Below are 15,246 nucleotides of genomic sequence, written 5' to 3'. Positions count from 1 at the left end.
GGTCGGAAGGGTTGCCCTACGGCCCGTACCCAAGGGGGCGTTGGCCGATTCACCCCAAGTCTCGGTGGATCCCCGGTTCCGTCGGCGTGAGCGGACGCGTCGGACTCGGCGGAGGCCGTGCGGTCCGGCGGGGTTCGCCGGCGGGGGTCGTACGGCCTGTCCGCACGGTAGCCAACTCGTGTGGTCCCTGTGAAGGTTGATGGGCGATATGCCCGATACATTTTCGTGACCTTCGGTCGTGAACCCACGCCGGGACCGTGCGGGTCGCGGATCGTGACAAGAGTGCCCCGGAGGGTGAGGGCGGGCGATGTTCCGGGACGGCGGCCGCTTGTCAGTGGCGCCCTCTAGACTCGGAGAGCGATGAGCAGCCTCTTTGACGACAGCTTCCTGGCGAACCTCCAGGGCCCCCGCGCCCACGAGGAGGAACCCCCGCCACCGCCCGAGGACGATCACGGACCGGAGTCGGTTCCGGACGATCTGTTCGGCGGGAAGTTCGACGTGCCCCCGGACCGGGACACCCACTACCGCGACGGCGCCCCGCGTCCCGTCCTGGACGCCGCCGCGCTCCTGGAGGGGCTGAACGACAACCAGCGCGCGGCCGTCACCCACGCGGGTTCCCCGCTGCTCATCGTGGCCGGCGCCGGCTCGGGCAAGACGCGCGTGCTCACCCACCGCATCGCCCACCTCCTCGCCGAGCGGCACGTGCACCCGGGGCAGATCCTCGCGATCACCTTCACCAACAAGGCCGCGGGCGAGATGAAGGAGCGCGTCGAAGCGCTCGTCGGCCCGCGCGCCAACGCGATGTGGGTGATGACCTTCCACAGCTCGTGCGTGCGCATCCTGCGCCGCGAGAGCAAGCGGCTCGGCTTCACGTCGTCGTTCTCGATCTACGACGCCGCCGACTCCAAGCGACTCATGGCCCTGGTCTGCCGCGACCTGGACCTCGACCCCAAGCGCTACCCGCCCAAGTCCTTCAGCGCCAAGATCAGCAATCTGAAGAACGAGCTGATCGACGAGGAGGACTTCGCCGCCCAGGCCGCCGACGGCTTCGAGAAGACCCTCGCCCAGGCCTACGCCATGTACCAGTCCCGGCTGCGCGAGGCGAACGCGCTGGACTTCGACGACCTGATCATGACGACGGTCAATCTGCTGCGCGCCTTCCCGGACGTCGCCGAGCACTACCGCCGCCGGTTCCGTCACGTCCTGGTCGACGAGTACCAGGACACCAACCACGCCCAGTACGCCCTCGTGCGCGAGCTCGTCGGCACCTCCGAGCACCCCGTCGACGTGCCCCCGGGCGAGTACGACCTGCCGCCGGCCGAGCTCTGCGTCGTCGGTGACGCCGACCAGTCGATCTACGCCTTCCGCGGCGCGACGATCCGCAACATCCTCCAGTTCGAGGAGGACTACCCGGACGCGACGACGATCCTGCTGGAGCAGAACTACCGCTCCACACAGACGATCCTGTCCGCCGCCAACGCCGTCATCGAGCGCAACGAGTCCCGCCGCCCCAAGAACCTGTGGACCAACGCGGGCGCGGGCGCGCGCATCACCGGCTACGTCGCCGACACCGAGCACGACGAGGCGCAGTTCGTCGCCGACGAGATAGACCGGCTGACGGACGCGGGCGACGCGAAGGCGGGCGACGTCGCCGTCTTCTACCGCACCAACGCCCAGTCCCGTGTCTTCGAAGAGATCTTCATCCGTGTCGGCCTGCCCTACAAGGTCGTCGGCGGGGTCCGCTTCTACGAGCGCAAGGAGGTCCGGGACGTCCTGGCCTACCTGCGCGTGCTGGCCAACCCGGAGGACTCGGTGCCGCTGCGCCGGATCCTCAACGTGCCCAAGCGGGGTATCGGCGACCGCGCCGAGGCGATGATCGACGCCCTCTCCCAGCGGGAGAAGATCAGCTTCCCGCAGGCCCTGAAGCGCGTCGACGAGGCGTACGGCATGGCCTCGCGGTCGACGAACGCCGTGAAGCGGTTCAACGCCCTGATGGAGGAGCTGCGCACGATCGTCGAATCGGGCGCCGGTCCGGCGACGGTCCTGGAGGCGGTACTCGAACGCACCGGCTATCTCGCCGAGTTGCAGGCCTCCACCGACCCGCAGGACGAGACCCGTATCGAGAACCTCCAGGAACTCGCCGCAGTCGCCCTGGAGTTCGAGCAGGAGACCGGCGAGGCGGAGGGTGAGGCCACGACCCCGGCCGGCGAGATCACGGCACCGGCCGGGCTCTCCGCGTTCCTGGAGCGGGTCGCCCTGGTCGCCGACTCCGACCAGATCCCCGACGAGGACGACGGCTCGGGCGTCATCACCCTGATGACCCTGCACACCGCCAAGGGCCTCGAGTTCCCGGTCGTGTTCCTCACCGGCATGGAGGACGGCGTCTTCCCACACATGCGCGCCCTCGGCCAGACCAAGGAGCTCGAGGAGGAGCGCCGCCTGGCCTACGTCGGCATCACGCGCGCGCGGGAGCGGCTCTACCTGACGCGTTCCGCGCTGCGCAGCGCCTGGGGACAGCCGTCGTACAACCCGCCGTCCCGGTTCCTCGAAGAGATCCCGCCGACGCATGTGGACTGGAAGCGGACGGGGGCGACCGCGCCCGTGTCCTCCGGTCCCGTCTCCGGTGTGGCCGCCTCGCTGTCCTCGTCCCGCTCGCGTTCCTCGGCCGCGGGTGCGTCCGGCTTCGCGACCCGCCGGTCCGCCGACAAGCCGGTGGTCACGCTGGCCGTCGGCGACCGCGTCACCCACGACCAGTTCGGTCTCGGCACGGTTGTCGGCGTCAAGGGCACGGGCGCGAACGCGGAGGCGACGGTCGACTTCGGCGACATCAAGCCGAAGCGGCTGCTGCTGCGGTACGCGCCGGTGGAGAAGCTGTAGCGCAGGAGTGAGCCCCCGCTGCGACAGTGGGGGCTCGGGAGCGCGAAGGGCAGGGCGAGAGAGCAGCCCGGAAGGGCCGAGCGCTCAGGTCGGGTCGAGGTCGTGGCTGCGCAGCCACGGCAGCGGGTCGATCGCGGAGCCGCCCGCGGGCCGGACCTCGAAGTGCAGGTGCGGGCCGGTGGAGTTGCCGGAATTCCCGGAGTACGCGACCGGGTCGCCGGCCTTCACCGTCGTACCGGAGGACACCCGGTAGCTGGAGAGGTGGCAGTACCAGGTCTCCGTGCCGTCCTTCGCGGTGATGATCAGCATGTTGCCGTAGGCGCTGTTCCACTGCGTCCGTACGGTGCCGTCGGTCGCCGCCATCACGGTCGTGCCGTAGGAGACGGGGAAGTCGATACCGGTGTGCTGGGACATCCAGTTGACGCCGGCCTGGCCGAAGTAGGCGCTGAGGCCGTGCTGCTCGACCGGGAGGGCGTACTTCGGGCGCAGCCGCTCCTTGCGGGCCGCCTCGGCCGCCGCCTTCTTCTTCTCGGCTTCCTGCTGCGTCTTGAGGTCGAGACGTTCCTGCGTCCGGCTGGCCCGGTCGGCGAAGTCGTCGGCCCCGGCGCTGAGGGTCTCGAGCTGGGCGTCCAGCTTGGTGTTGGCGGTGGACGGTTTCACCGGCTGCGCGTCCGAGGCGGACGCCGTGGTGTCCTTGTCGTCGCCGCCGGTCAGCGTGCCGACCGAGGCCGCGGCGATCCCGGCGACCCCCATCACGCAGACCGAGGGCACGGCCACGGTCAGCAGCGCGGAGCGCTTCGCGGGCATCCGGCGCCGGGAACGGTTCGCGTTGCGGGCGGCCGCCCGCCCGCCCGGCGCGGGGGCCGGGGTCGTCTCTTCCTGGTCGTCGAGGAGGGGCAGCGGGTCGCCGTCGGGCAACCCGTCCTCGGCCGGGGCGTGTTCGTCGAGCCCGACCTGTTCGAAGGTGGCGGTGGCCTGCTGGTCGAACGGGACCTCGGCCTGCTGCTCGTGTTCGTGGTCGTCGGAGGCCCGCTGCGCGTCTTCGCCGCCGTCGGAGTTCCACTGCGTGGCGTCGTACGCGCCGGTGTCGAAGGCCTGCGTGCCCCATTCCCACTGCTGGGTCTGGTCGGCGGGGGTCACGGATTGGTCGGGCTGCAGCCAGGCGCTCGCGTCCCACTGGCCACTGGCATCGGGTGCCGTGCCCTGCTGCGGGACGGCGTTCAGCTGCTGGTGGGCGCCGGTGGACCAGGCGGTGGCGTCGTACCCGCCGGTGTCGTAGGCGGCCTGGTGCTGGGCCGCGTACCCGTCGTAATTCAGGGTCTGGTGACTGCCCGTGTCCGGGACCTGGTGGCCGCCGGTGCCCCACTGGGTGTGGTCGTACGTGCCGGCGGCGTGGTTCGTGCCGTCTCCCGGAAGCTCACCGAAGAGCGGGTCGGCCTGCGGGAAGTGGCCGGTGGCGTGGGCGCCGGCGTCGAAGGCGGCGCTCTCGTAGCCGGGGTACGCGGTGAAGCCGTCGTACTGGGCTTCCTGGGTGCCGTACGACGCGTAGTGCGCCGAAGCGGCGTCGGAAGTCGGGGTCGGGGTGGTCATGATTCCCGACGGGTGACGGTCGTTCACCAACTTCTCTTTCGCCGACAACAGGGGCTGCCAGAGCAGTGCGGCGACTGTACCCGGCAGTACGCGGGCACGACAATCTTCCGCAGGTTTCGTGCCTGCGGGAAAGGGGCATTCGGCCGTGTTTCGGGGGACGGCGGGCGCGGGTTTGGCTCTACGTTCGAATGGCGTTCGATATCCGGGGACGGTCGGACCGCCATCCGGGGACGGTAGGACGGCCGGAAGGGGGCGTCGGCGGCGCGATTCGGCGGGGTGCGGGCGGGGTGTGGTCAGGCCACGGTGAGGCCGTCGGTCTGCGCGCCCGGGCGGGCGTCCACCCGACTCCCGGTCCGGGCGCCGGCGGACGCTCCCGTGCGCACCGTGTCGAGGGCCTGCCGTATGCCGGTGGCGACGGCCGGATGAACCGGCAGGGCGAGGTGGCCGATCCCGGTCACCCGGACGTTCTGCACCAGCAGGTCGGGATGGTCGACACAGGCGCTCTCCAGCGGGTCCATCAGGTGGTCGAGGTCGCTCCAGAAGCTGACGAACCGCGTACGGCAGCCCGGCGCCGGCCGGGACAGCTCCTCGATCACCGCGGAGCCCGGACGCATCTGGCGCACGATCGGGTGGGCGTTCGCCAGCGGCGCCACCCGGGTGCCCGAGTGCGGAGTGCCCAGCGTGACCAGCGTCCCGACCCGGCCGTCGCCGCCCAGTCGCTGCACGTAGTAGCGGGCGATGAGACCGCCCAGGCTGTGTCCGACCACGTCGACCTGCGAACTTCCCGTGCGCTCGCAGATCTCCTCGATGTGCCGGCCGAGCAGCTCGGCGGCGGTCCGGATGTCGCAGGTCAGGGGGGAGTAGTTGAGCGACTCCACCCGGTGCCTGCCGTGTTGGGCGAGGCTGCGGCGCAGCAGGACGAACACGGAACGGTTGTCGATGAACCCGTGCAGCAGGACGACCGGGAGCGGGGCCTTGGTCGGCAGCTGTGCCGGGCCGTCGGCGCCGGCCACCCTCGGCTGGGCGGGGCAGGCCGCGGCGCGGCGCTCCTGGGCCATGCCGGAGGGATAGAGCAGCAGGTGGCCCGCGAGGATCGCGAGATCCAGCGCGGTCGCCTTGAGGAGGGCCAGGGAGAGACCGGCCAGCCTGCTCGGCAGACCGGGCAGGCCGGGCAGTCCTGGGAGGGTCGGCAGGCTCGGCAACCCCGAGAGGTTCAGGATGCCCGGAAGGGTCCGCAGGTCCGGCAGCAGACGCTGGCACAGCGGCAGAAAGGGCTGAAGTGCCCGGGTGACCTTCATGGCCGACCTCCTGTCGGCACGCTGAGGACTTCTCTGTCCCCCGTGTGCCCTCGTGGAAGTCGCGGTGGAGGAGGTCGATCGGGCACGGCAGGGAGTGGGGCGGGTTCGGCCTGGAGCGCGGGGCGTGTACGGCTTGTGTGACACCCGTTGCGCCGTTGACGTACGAGGAACCCTGCCGGTCTGGCGACGAGGCTCCCCGCTGTCGTGCCTTACCTGTCCTACGTGCCCATCGTGCCTTCCGATGCGCCGGACCGCCACGCCAGCGGCCTGTGACGCGACGGTACGGCGACCTTCCTGCGGCTCCCGGTGCGGCCGATCCCCCGTGGCGCGGGGGATCGGTGCGCGGTGAAAGTGTCCCTTCGTGTGATTTCCCCCTCGGTCCACACCGCGAAACTGCCGGTTGCGGGATGCTGGCGATAACGTTCGTTCACTTCCCCGGGCGGTGTGGCACGGGGTGTCCGTGCCGTTGAGGATGGACGTAGTCGCTTCATGGAGGCAGTGATGGGTGTGGCAGCCGGTCCGATCCGCGTGGTGGTCGCCAAGCCGGGGCTCGACGGCCACGATCGCGGGGCCAAGGTGATCGCGCGGGCGCTGCGTGACGCCGGTATGGAGGTCATCTACACCGGGCTTCACCAGACGCCCGAGCAGATCGTCGGCACCGCGATCCAGGAGGACGCCGACGCGATCGGTCTGTCCATCCTGTCCGGGGCCCACAACACGCTCTTCGCCGCGGTGATCGAGCTGTTGAAGGAGCGGGACGCGGCGGACATCCTGGTGTTCGGCGGGGGCATCATCCCGGAGGCGGACATCGCGCCGTTGAAGGAGAAGGGGGTCGCGGAGATCTTCACGCCGGGGGCGACCACCGCTTCGATCGTCGACTGGGTTCGGGCGAACGTGCGGCAGCCTGCGGGCGCTTGAGCGGTCGTCGTGCGGGTGGCTCGGGTGAGCGTTCTCCGGGGGCGCTGCCCCCGGACCCCCGATCGGCCCTGAACGGGCCTCGTCCTCAAGCGCCGGACGGGCTGGATCTGCGGGCCTGTGCTCCATCGCGTCCCGGGTCGGGCGGGCCGGGTGTGCCGGCCGGTGGTGGTTGCAGTTCCTGGGTCATCACGGCTCGTAGGCGCAGTGTTCTGCCCAGTCGTTGGAATGCCTCCGCCCAGTAGCCGCCTGCGCCGGGGGAGGCGTTCTCCGTTTCGTCCGGTACGGCCAGGAGGGCGTCGAGGCGGGTTGCCTCCTCGGGGTCGAGGCAGCGTTCGGCCAGGCCCATCACGCCGCTGAAGCTCCAGGGGTAACTTCCCGCGTCCCGTGCGATGTTGAGCGCGTCGACGACGGCACGGCCGAGCGGCGTGGCCCACGGCACGGGGCATACGCCGAGCAGTTGGAAGGCTTCCGAGAGGCCGTGGGCCGCGATGAAGCCGGCGACCCACTCGGCGCGTTCCGCCACCGGGAGGGTGCCCAGCAGCTTGGCCCGTTCGGCGAGGGAGACCGCGCCCGGGCCGCCCGCGCCGGGCGCCGACGGCACCCCCAGCAGCGCCCGCGACCAGTCGGCGTCACATTGCCGCACGGCGGCCCGGCACCACGCCGCGTGCAGCTCGCCCAGCCAGTCGTCGGCCACCGGCAGCGCCACGATCTGCTCCGGCGTACGGCCGCCCAGGCGTGCCGGCCAGGTGGCGAGCGGGGCAGCTTCTACGAGTTGGCCGAACCACCAGGACCGTTCACCCCGGCCGGGGGGCGCCTTGGCCGACACGCCGTCGCGTTCCATGGCCGCGTCGCACTCGTGCGGGGCCTCCACGAGGAGCGTCGGCGTGTCCAGGGTGTGATCGACGGCCACGCACGCGCCGGCCCGGACCGCCATCCGCGCGGCGAGTGCCGAACCCGGCAGCGCCGAGAGCAGCTCCGCGGCGGTGGCCCGGACGTTGCGGCTCCGGTCCGTCAGCGCCTGCTCCAGGAAGGGCTCGTCGAGCGGGCCGAGGCCGGTGCGCAGCGAGTCGAGGAACATCAGCCGGTCCTCGGCGCGCTCCGTCGACCAGGTCGCGGCCAGCAGGTCGCGGGCCGCGTCGGGGTCGCGGAACCGGATCGACGCCAGCAGGGCGACCCGCTCGGCGAACAGGCCCTCCTGCCAGAGCGTCTCGGCGCGCTCGGTCTCCGCGGGGCCCGGCAGCGAGGTGCCGCCGCCCGGTGTCGCGCGCAGGGCGAACCGCCAGTCGGGGTTCAGCCGGGCCAGCCACAGGGCGCGCGGTCCGGCGAACTCCAGCGCCGCCGGGCGCAGGTCCGTACGTCCGCGTGCCGCGTCCAGCAGCGCGGGGAGGGACTCGGCGGGCGCGGCGAAACCTCGGGCGTTCACCGCCGTCAGCCATTGGGGCAGCAGCTCCATGAGGTCCGGTGCGGTGCCCCGGCGGCCGCCGGCGCCGGTGCCCGGGCGGCCTGCCAGCAGGAAGGCGAGCCGGCGGGCCGCCGCGACGGGCAGTGCCGGACGGGGGTCCTCGGCGGCCGGCGCCGGCCGCGGGGCCGCCCGTCCCGGACGCAGACCGGCTCGTCGGCGTACGGTCTCCGCGGCCGCCGCGTCCAGTAGGGCGGCCGGCGCGGCCCGGCCGGGGGGCCCGCCCGGGGGTGTCCGGCGGTCCGTGCCGAGGAGGGCCGCGGTGACCAGGTCCTCCCAGGCGGGTGCGGGGGACGGGGGCGGAGTGGCGTTCATGGGTCTCCTTTCCGTTGCCGTTGCCGTTGCCGTTGCCGTCGTGGGTCGGTGCGGCCGTCGGGGTTGCCGTGATGGTTCGTTCAGCACAGGCGTACCGCCTCTCCCGCGCCCGCGGGCCAGGCCGTCAGCGGGGTGAAGCCGCGGTGGCCGCACTCGCCGAAGACCCTGACGGGGGCGCCGCCCGAGAGGGCGACCAGGCGCCACAGGCCCGGGCGGGAGACCGCCGCGGGGGTCAGCGGCAACGCCGTGTCGCCCTCGGCGTCCGCCAGTTGCCAGGAGCCGCCGTCCGGGGTCGGTATGACGTTGTCCAGCGTCACCGGAACGGAGTCCTGCCAGGGGTCGCGGCGCAGGGCCTCGCCGTAACGGGCGGTCGCCTCCGTCGTCGTCCCGCCGGGGGGCCGGGTCCCGGTGAGGGCGGGCGGGGCGAACTGCTCGCCGAGCGAGACCCGTTGCCGACCCGTGCCCGGATGTGCGGACAGTTCCGCGTCCAGGGCGAGACCGACGGGCAGGGTGAGCTCCGGTGCGCGGCCCGCGGCGCCGTAGGAGAGGAGGAGCGCCGTGCGGCCCGTGGCGGTGCCGTACAGCCAGATGCGGCGGGTCGTCAGTCTCGGGTCCGGCGTGTCGTACTGGGCGAGCACCAGCCACTGGTCGCGGACCGGCGGGCCCGTCGGAGAGGACGGCAGGCCCACCCGGGCGCGGACGGTCGCCGCCAGGGCGTCCGGCAGCCCCTCCCGGTGCAGCCAGCCCTGGTCGAGGAGATGGAGCAGTGCGCACTCCTCCAGCAACCGCGCAGGCCAGTCCGGCCCGGACCCAGGGACAGCCCCCAACTCCCGCACGCGAGAAGCGAGTCCGGGGGCCTGGGCGTCGACCATGCGGGCCGCCGTCTCCTCCCACAGCCCGTACCCCGACTGCTCGGCCGTGGCCAGGCCGGAGCGCAGGAGGTCGGCGAGCCGCTCCTCCAGCTCCGTCGCGCCCGCGGTGATCCGTTCGGCGCGGCGCTCCGCCCGGCGGCGCGCTCCCTCCGGATCGGCGAGCCCGGACCCGGAACCCGCGGGGCCGGCGCCCCGTTCGTCCCGTGTACGTCTGCGTCCCGCGATCCAGCGCTCGGCCCAGTCCGGTGCCCGGTCCGCCGGCATCGCATCCTCGCCGCCCGACCAGAGCAGCAGCAGCCCGAGCGCGTGCTTGCACGGGGACTTACGGCTCGGACAGTTGCAGTGGTACGCCGGACCGCGCCCGTCCGCGGTGTCGACGACCGTCCGGTACGGTGTGCCGCCGCCGCCCTCGCACACGCCCCATACCGCCCCCTCCCGCGAACTGCCCGTGCCCGACCACGGATCGGCCGTGCCGAGTTTGCTTCCCGCTTTGCGTGACGTGGAGTCAGGCGCCAGTGCCAGCACCTGGTCCGCCGTCCAGCGCACCCCCTGCTGAGTCATGCCATCGAAGGTAGATCCCACCACTGACAATCGGTCCGGCGAGCGCCCGCCGATCGTCCTCCGGCCGCCCCGACCGTGTGGCCGGAAGGACGTTTTCGCAGGTCGGATCGCGTTGTCAGTGGCGTGGTGCACGGTGGACACCAGATACCGAACCGGCCGAGCTGGAGGGGGTCTCAGCCATGTCCGTGTCCGTAGATCACACGCCGGATCCGACGTCCGTGGTACCGAGGGGGAACGAGCCGGCGGAGCCGTTGCGTCCGCACGCCGAGGACGCTTTCGCCGACGAACTCGCCGCGCTGGCCGCGCAGGACGACCGGCCGCGCCCGGCCCGCTGGAAGCTGTCGCCGTGGGCCGTCGCCACCTATCTGCTCGGCGGCGTCCTGCCGGACGGCACGGTGATCTCGCCGAAGTACGTGGGCCCGCGTCGCATCGTCGAGGTCGCCGTGTCCACCCTCGCCACCGACCGCGCCCTGCTGCTGCTCGGCGTCCCGGGCACCGCCAAGACCTGGGTCTCCGAACACCTGGCGGCGGCGGTCAGCGGTGACTCGACGCTGCTGGTACAGGGCACCGCGGGCACTCCGGAGGAGGCGATCCGCTACGGCTGGAACTACGCGCAGCTGCTCGCGCACGGTCCGAGCCGGGACGCGCTGGTGCCCAGCCCCGTCATGCGCGCCATGGCGGAGGGGGCGACGGTGCGGGTGGAGGAGCTGACCCGGATCCCGGCCGACGTGCAGGACACCCTCATCACCATCCTGTCGGAGAAGACGCTGCCGATACCGGAGTTGGGGCAGGAGGTGCAGGCGGTCCGCGGGTTCAGTCTCATCGCCACGGCCAACGACCGTGACCGCGGGGTCAACGAGCTGTCCAGCGCCCTGCGCCGCCGCTTCAACTCGGTGGTGCTGCCGTTGCCCGAGAGTGTCGAGGCCGAGGTGGACATCGTCGCCCGGCGTGTCGACCAGATCGGCCGCTCCCTCGACCTGCCGGCCGCGCCCGACGGTATCGACGAGATCCGCCGGGTGGTGACGGTCTTCCGCGAACTGCGCGCCGGCGTCACCTCCGACGGCCGTACGAAGGTGAAGTCGCCGAGCGGCACGCTGTCCACCGCCGAGGCCATCTCCGTCGTCACCGGAGGTCTCGCCCTGGCCGCGCACTTCGGCGACGGCGTGCTGCGGGCGGGGGACGTGGCCGCGGGCGTCCTCGGCGCCGTCGTCCGCGATCCGGCGGCCGACCGGGTCGTCTGGCAGGAGTACCTGGAGGCGGTCGTCCGCGAACGCGCCGGCTGGACGGACTTCTACCGGGCGTGCCGCGAGGTGAGCGCGTGAACGGGAGCGGCGGGAACAGCGGCGAAAACAACGGCGGAAACAACGCGGGCAGCGGCTACGAGGGGATCCGGGCGTGCGCCCGCGGAGCGTGGAGGGTGGCTGTGGACGACGACACGAGGTGGCCCCGCAGGCGTGAGGGCAGGGGATGACAGGCGTCACGGAGGACGGCCGGGGCGGCGGGCAGGGCGCGGGAGCGGACCGGCCCTTGCTGCTCGGGGTGCGTCATCACGGGCCGGGGTCGGCGCGGGCGGTACGGGCGGCGCTGGACGCCGCCCGGCCCCGGACCGTGCTGGTCGAGGGGCCGCCCGAGGCCGACGCGCTGATCCCGCTCGCCGCCGACGAGGGCATGCGGCCGCCGGTCGCGCTGCTCGCCCACGCCGTCGACGAACCCGGCCGTTCGGTCTTCTGGCCCCTGGCCGGGTTCTCCCCGGAATGGGTCGCCCTCCGCTGGGCCCTGGAGCACGGCGTCCCCGCCCGCTTCATCGACCTCCCGGCCACCCACACCCTGGCCTGGGACAAGGAAGGGCCGGAACCCGGCGGGAGCGGGAGCGGACCTGGGCGGGAGGACGAAGCGCCCGGCGTCGGAGAGGGGGTACGGGGGGACCCTCTCGGCCGGCTCGCCGCGGTTGCCGGGTACGACGATCCCGAGCGGTGGTGGGAGGACGTCGTCGAGCACCGGTCGACGGGGGCGAAGGATCCGTTCGCGCCCTTCGCCGCGCTGGAGGAGGCCATGACGGCGCTGCGGGAGGGAGGCGGCACCGCAGAAAGGGGGGACGGCGACCGGGACCTGGTGCGCGAGGCGTACATGCGCGTCCAAGTGCGTTCGGCGCAGAAGGAGTTCGGGTCGGACGGCGTGGCCGTGGTGTGCGGGGCGTGGCATGTCCCCGCGCTGCGCCGGAAAGTCGCCGTCGCCGCCGACCGCGCCCTGCTCAGGGGGCTGCCCAAGGTCAGGGCCGATCTCACCTGGGTGCCGTGGACCCACCGCAGACTGGCCCGGACCGGGGGATACGGGGCGGGGATCGACTCGCCGGGCTGGTACGCCCACCTGTTCGGCGCGCCGGACCGGCCGGTCGAGCGGTGGCTGACGAAGGTGGCGGTCCTGCTCCGTGCGGAGCACCGGATCGTGTCCCCGGCGCATGTCATCGAGGCGGTCCGGCTGGCCGAGACCCTCGCCGCGCTGCGCGGCCGGCCGCTGCCCGGTCTGAGCGAGACGACCGACGCCGTGCGCGCGGTGCTGTGCGAGGGCTCGGACGTTCCGTTGGCGCTGGTACGCGACCGGCTGGTGGTCGGGGACGTGCTGGGCGAGGTGCCGGCCGGCGCGCCCGCGGTGCCGTTGCAGCGTGACCTCGACCGGCTTCAGCGCCGACTGCGGCTCAAGCCGGAGGCGGACGAACGCGAGGTGGCGCTCGATCTGCGCAAGGACAACGACGCCGAGCGCAGCAGGCTCCTGCACCGGCTGCGGCTGCTGCGGATCGCGTGGGGCAGGCCGGCCGCCTCGCCCGGCAGCACGGGAACGTTCCGGGAGGCATGGCGGCTGCGGTGGGAGCCGGAGCTGTCGGTGCGGACCGCCGAGGCCGGGGTATGGGGGACGACGGTGCTCGCCGCGGCCACCGCCAAGGCGGAAGCGGACGCCGTCGCCGCGCGGAGCCTCGCCGAGGTGACCGGGCTCGCCGAGCGCTGTCTGCCGGCCGGGCTGCCGGACGCGCTCCCGACGGTGATGCGGGTCCTCGCCGACCGGGCGGCCCTGGACACGGACGTCGGCCATCTCGCCCAGGCCCTGCCCGCGTTGGTCCGTTCACTGCGCTACGGAGACGTACGCGGCACCGACACCGGCGCGCTGGCGGAGGTCGCCGCGGGCCTCGCCGAACGGGTGTTCGTCGGCCTGCCCCCGGCCTGCGTCTCGCTGGACGCGGACGCGGCGGACGAGATGCGGCGCCATGTGGACGCGGTGCACGCAGCGGTCGGGTTGCTGGAGGAGACGACGACGGTCCGGGAGCAGGCCGGTGCACCGCCCCGGTCGGCGGCCGACGCACCGGCCGGGACGGCGGGGGGCGGCCCCGGAGCCGTGGAGACCGGCGGGAGCGAAAGCGGGAACGGGAGCGGGAGGGAGCGCGGCGTCGGGGAACCGCCGGGTGTCTCCCCGGCGGGCGACCGGGATCGCGGCGGTGGGTCCCGTCCGGGGCACGGCGGTCTGCGGGCGCGGTGGCGGAGCGTGCTGCGGGTGTTTTCCGGGCGGGACACCGTGCCGGGGGTGATCCGGGGCCGGGCCGTGCGGCTGCTCCTGGACGAGGGGGAGTTGCACCAGGACGAGGCGGCGCGGCTCATGGGACTCGCCCTGTCGCCGGGGGCACCGCCGTCGGACGCGGCGGCCTGGATCGAGGGTTTCGTCGGAGGCGGCTCCGGAGGCGGACTGCTTCTCGTGCACGACGAAAGGCTGCTCGGGCTGGTCGACGGATGGCTCACGGCGGTGCCGGCGGACGCGTTCACGGACGTACTGCCGTTGCTGCGGCGGACGTTCTCGGCGTACGACACAGGCGTGCGCAGAACGCTCGGCGAGCTGGTCCGGCGTGGCCCGGGGAAGCGGGGCGGCGGTCCCGGCACGGCCTCGGGGACACCCGGGTTCGCGGCCGGGCTCGACGAGGGACGCGCGGACGCCGTCCTGCCGGTGGTGCGGCTGCTGCTGGGGCTGGAGCCGGGGAGGGGACCGGGGCCGGGACCGGATGCCGGCCCGGCCGACGACAACGAGACGGCGAGGGTGGGTACATGACGACGACCGACGCGGCTTCGACGACCGACGCTTCGACGACCGACGCCGCGGCGACCGAGGCCGGGCGGGAGCGGCTGCGGCGCTGGCGGCTGGTGCTCGGGGGCGAGGCGGCGGACGGCACCGGCCACGGTCTCTCCGGGCGGGACGCCGAGATGGACGGGGCCCTCACGGCCCTCTACGAGAAGGAGAGCGAAGCGCGGACGGGACGGGACCGGTCGGCCGGGCTCGGGGCCTCGGCGCCGTCGGTCGCCCGCTGGCTCGGGGACATCCGCACGTACTTCCCCTCCTCCGTCGTACAGGTCATGCAACGCGACGCGATCGACCGGCTGGGGCTGTCCGCGCTGCTGCTGGAACCGGAGATGCTGGAGGCCGTGGAGGCCGACGTACATCTCGTGGGCACCCTGCTCTCGTTGAACAAGGCGATGCCCGAGACGACGAAGGAGACGGCACGGGCCGTGGTCCGCAAGGTCGTCGAGGACCTGGAGAAGCGGCTCGCCACCCGCACCCGGGCCGCCCTCACCGGGGCCCTCGACCGCGGCACGCGCGTCCACCGCCCACGCCATCACGACATCGACTGGAACCGCACGATCGCCGCCAACCTCAAGCACTACCTGCCCGAGTACGGGACGGTCGTGCCGGAACGGCTCGTCGGATACGGGCGGGCGTCGCGGTCCGTGCAGAAGGAGGTGATCCTCTGCATCGACCAGTCGGGCTCGATGGCGTCGTCGGTGGTGTACGCGTCGGTCTTCGGGGCGGTACTGGCGTCGATGCGGTCGATCGGCACCCGGCTCGTCGTCTTCGACACGGCGGTTGCCGATCTCACCGAACTGCTCGACGACCCGGTGGACGTCCTGTTCGGCACCCGGCTCGGCGGCGGCACGGACATCAACCGGGCGCTCGCCTACTGCCAGACACAGATCACCCGGCCCGCCGAGACGGTGGTGGTCCTCGTCAGCGACCTGTACGAGGGAGGCATACGGGACGAGATGCTCAAGCGCGTCGCGGCGATGAAGGCGGCCGGCGTGCAGTTCGTCGCGCTGCTCGCACTGTCGGACGAGGGGGCGCCCGCCTACGACCGGGAGCACGCGGCGGCGCTCGCGGCGCTGGGCGCACCGGCGTTCGCCTGCACGCCCGATCTGTTCCCGGACGTCATGGCGGCGGCGATCGAGAAGCGCCCGCTTCCCGTGCCGGACACCGCCTGACGCGACGCGGGACGCGCATGCGAGGATCGGGGGCACGTCGTCGCCGCACGGGAGGAACCTCCCCC

The 15,246-nt window shown here is 73.1% G+C and carries 9 protein-coding genes; 5 read left to right on the top strand and 4 right to left on the bottom strand.

Features of this window, described 5'->3' with window-relative positions:
- Window positions 1-360 precede the first annotated feature (360 nt).
- Complete coding sequence (gene pcrA, locus OG440_RS14105; RefSeq protein ID WP_406007198.1) at window positions 361-2,877, top strand: DNA helicase PcrA; 2,517 nt, start codon at window positions 361-363, stop codon at window positions 2,875-2,877.
- An 84-nt stretch (window positions 2,878-2,961) separates the two neighbouring features.
- Here the strand turns inward: pcrA and OG440_RS14100 are convergent, their stop codons facing one another.
- Both OG440_RS14100 and OG440_RS14095 read right to left on the bottom strand, forming a co-directional pair.
- Window positions 2,962-4,467: a M23 family metallopeptidase gene (locus OG440_RS14100; protein WP_406007197.1), complete on the bottom strand. Its 1,506-nt coding sequence runs from the start codon at window positions 4,465-4,467 to the stop codon at window positions 2,962-2,964.
- A 293-nt stretch (window positions 4,468-4,760) separates the two neighbouring features.
- Window positions 4,761-5,765, bottom strand: coding sequence for an esterase/lipase family protein (locus OG440_RS14095; protein WP_406007196.1), 1,005 nt, complete (start codon window positions 5,763-5,765; stop codon window positions 4,761-4,763).
- A gap of 501 nt (window positions 5,766-6,266) precedes the next feature.
- On the opposite strand from OG440_RS14095, the gene OG440_RS14090 reads away from it, so the two are divergent.
- On the top strand, window positions 6,267-6,683 hold the full coding sequence (locus OG440_RS14090) for a cobalamin B12-binding domain-containing protein (protein WP_020132112.1): 417 nt from the start codon (window positions 6,267-6,269) through the stop codon (window positions 6,681-6,683).
- An 85-nt stretch (window positions 6,684-6,768) separates the two neighbouring features.
- Here OG440_RS14090 and OG440_RS14085 read toward each other — a convergent pair whose 3' ends face one another.
- Both OG440_RS14085 and OG440_RS14080 read right to left on the bottom strand, forming a co-directional pair.
- A complete protein-coding gene (locus OG440_RS14085) occupies window positions 6,769-8,457 on the bottom strand; it encodes a DUF5691 domain-containing protein (RefSeq protein ID WP_406007195.1) in 1,689 nt (562 codons plus the stop codon).
- An 80-nt stretch (window positions 8,458-8,537) separates the two neighbouring features.
- A complete protein-coding gene (locus OG440_RS14080) occupies window positions 8,538-9,890 on the bottom strand; it encodes an SWIM zinc finger family protein (RefSeq protein WP_406007194.1) in 1,353 nt (450 codons plus the stop codon).
- Between the two features lie 179 nt (window positions 9,891-10,069).
- Here OG440_RS14080 and OG440_RS14075 point away from each other — a divergent pair, with 179 nt between their 5' ends.
- The 3 genes from OG440_RS14075 (at window position 10,070) to OG440_RS14065 (ending at window position 15,181) form a co-directional block, all read left to right on the top strand.
- Complete coding sequence (locus OG440_RS14075; protein WP_406007193.1) at window positions 10,070-11,212, top strand: AAA family ATPase; 1,143 nt, start codon at window positions 10,070-10,072, stop codon at window positions 11,210-11,212.
- A gap of 145 nt (window positions 11,213-11,357) precedes the next feature.
- Window positions 11,358-13,979: a DUF5682 family protein gene (locus OG440_RS14070; protein ID WP_406007192.1), complete on the top strand. Its 2,622-nt coding sequence runs from the start codon at window positions 11,358-11,360 to the stop codon at window positions 13,977-13,979.
- Window positions 13,976-15,181 carry a VWA domain-containing protein gene (locus tag OG440_RS14065; protein WP_406007191.1) on the top strand — a complete coding sequence of 402 codons (1,206 nt, stop codon included), beginning with the start codon at window positions 13,976-13,978 and terminating at the stop codon, window positions 15,179-15,181. The genes OG440_RS14070 and OG440_RS14065 overlap by 4 nt, the downstream gene beginning before the upstream one ends.
- Window positions 15,182-15,246 lie beyond the last annotated feature (65 nt).

Source organism: Streptomyces sp. NBC_00637, from assembly GCF_045161545.1.
Taxonomy (GTDB): Bacteria; Actinomycetota; Actinomycetes; order Streptomycetales; family Streptomycetaceae; genus Streptomyces.
This window is presented reverse-complemented; position numbering and strand designations above follow the sequence as displayed.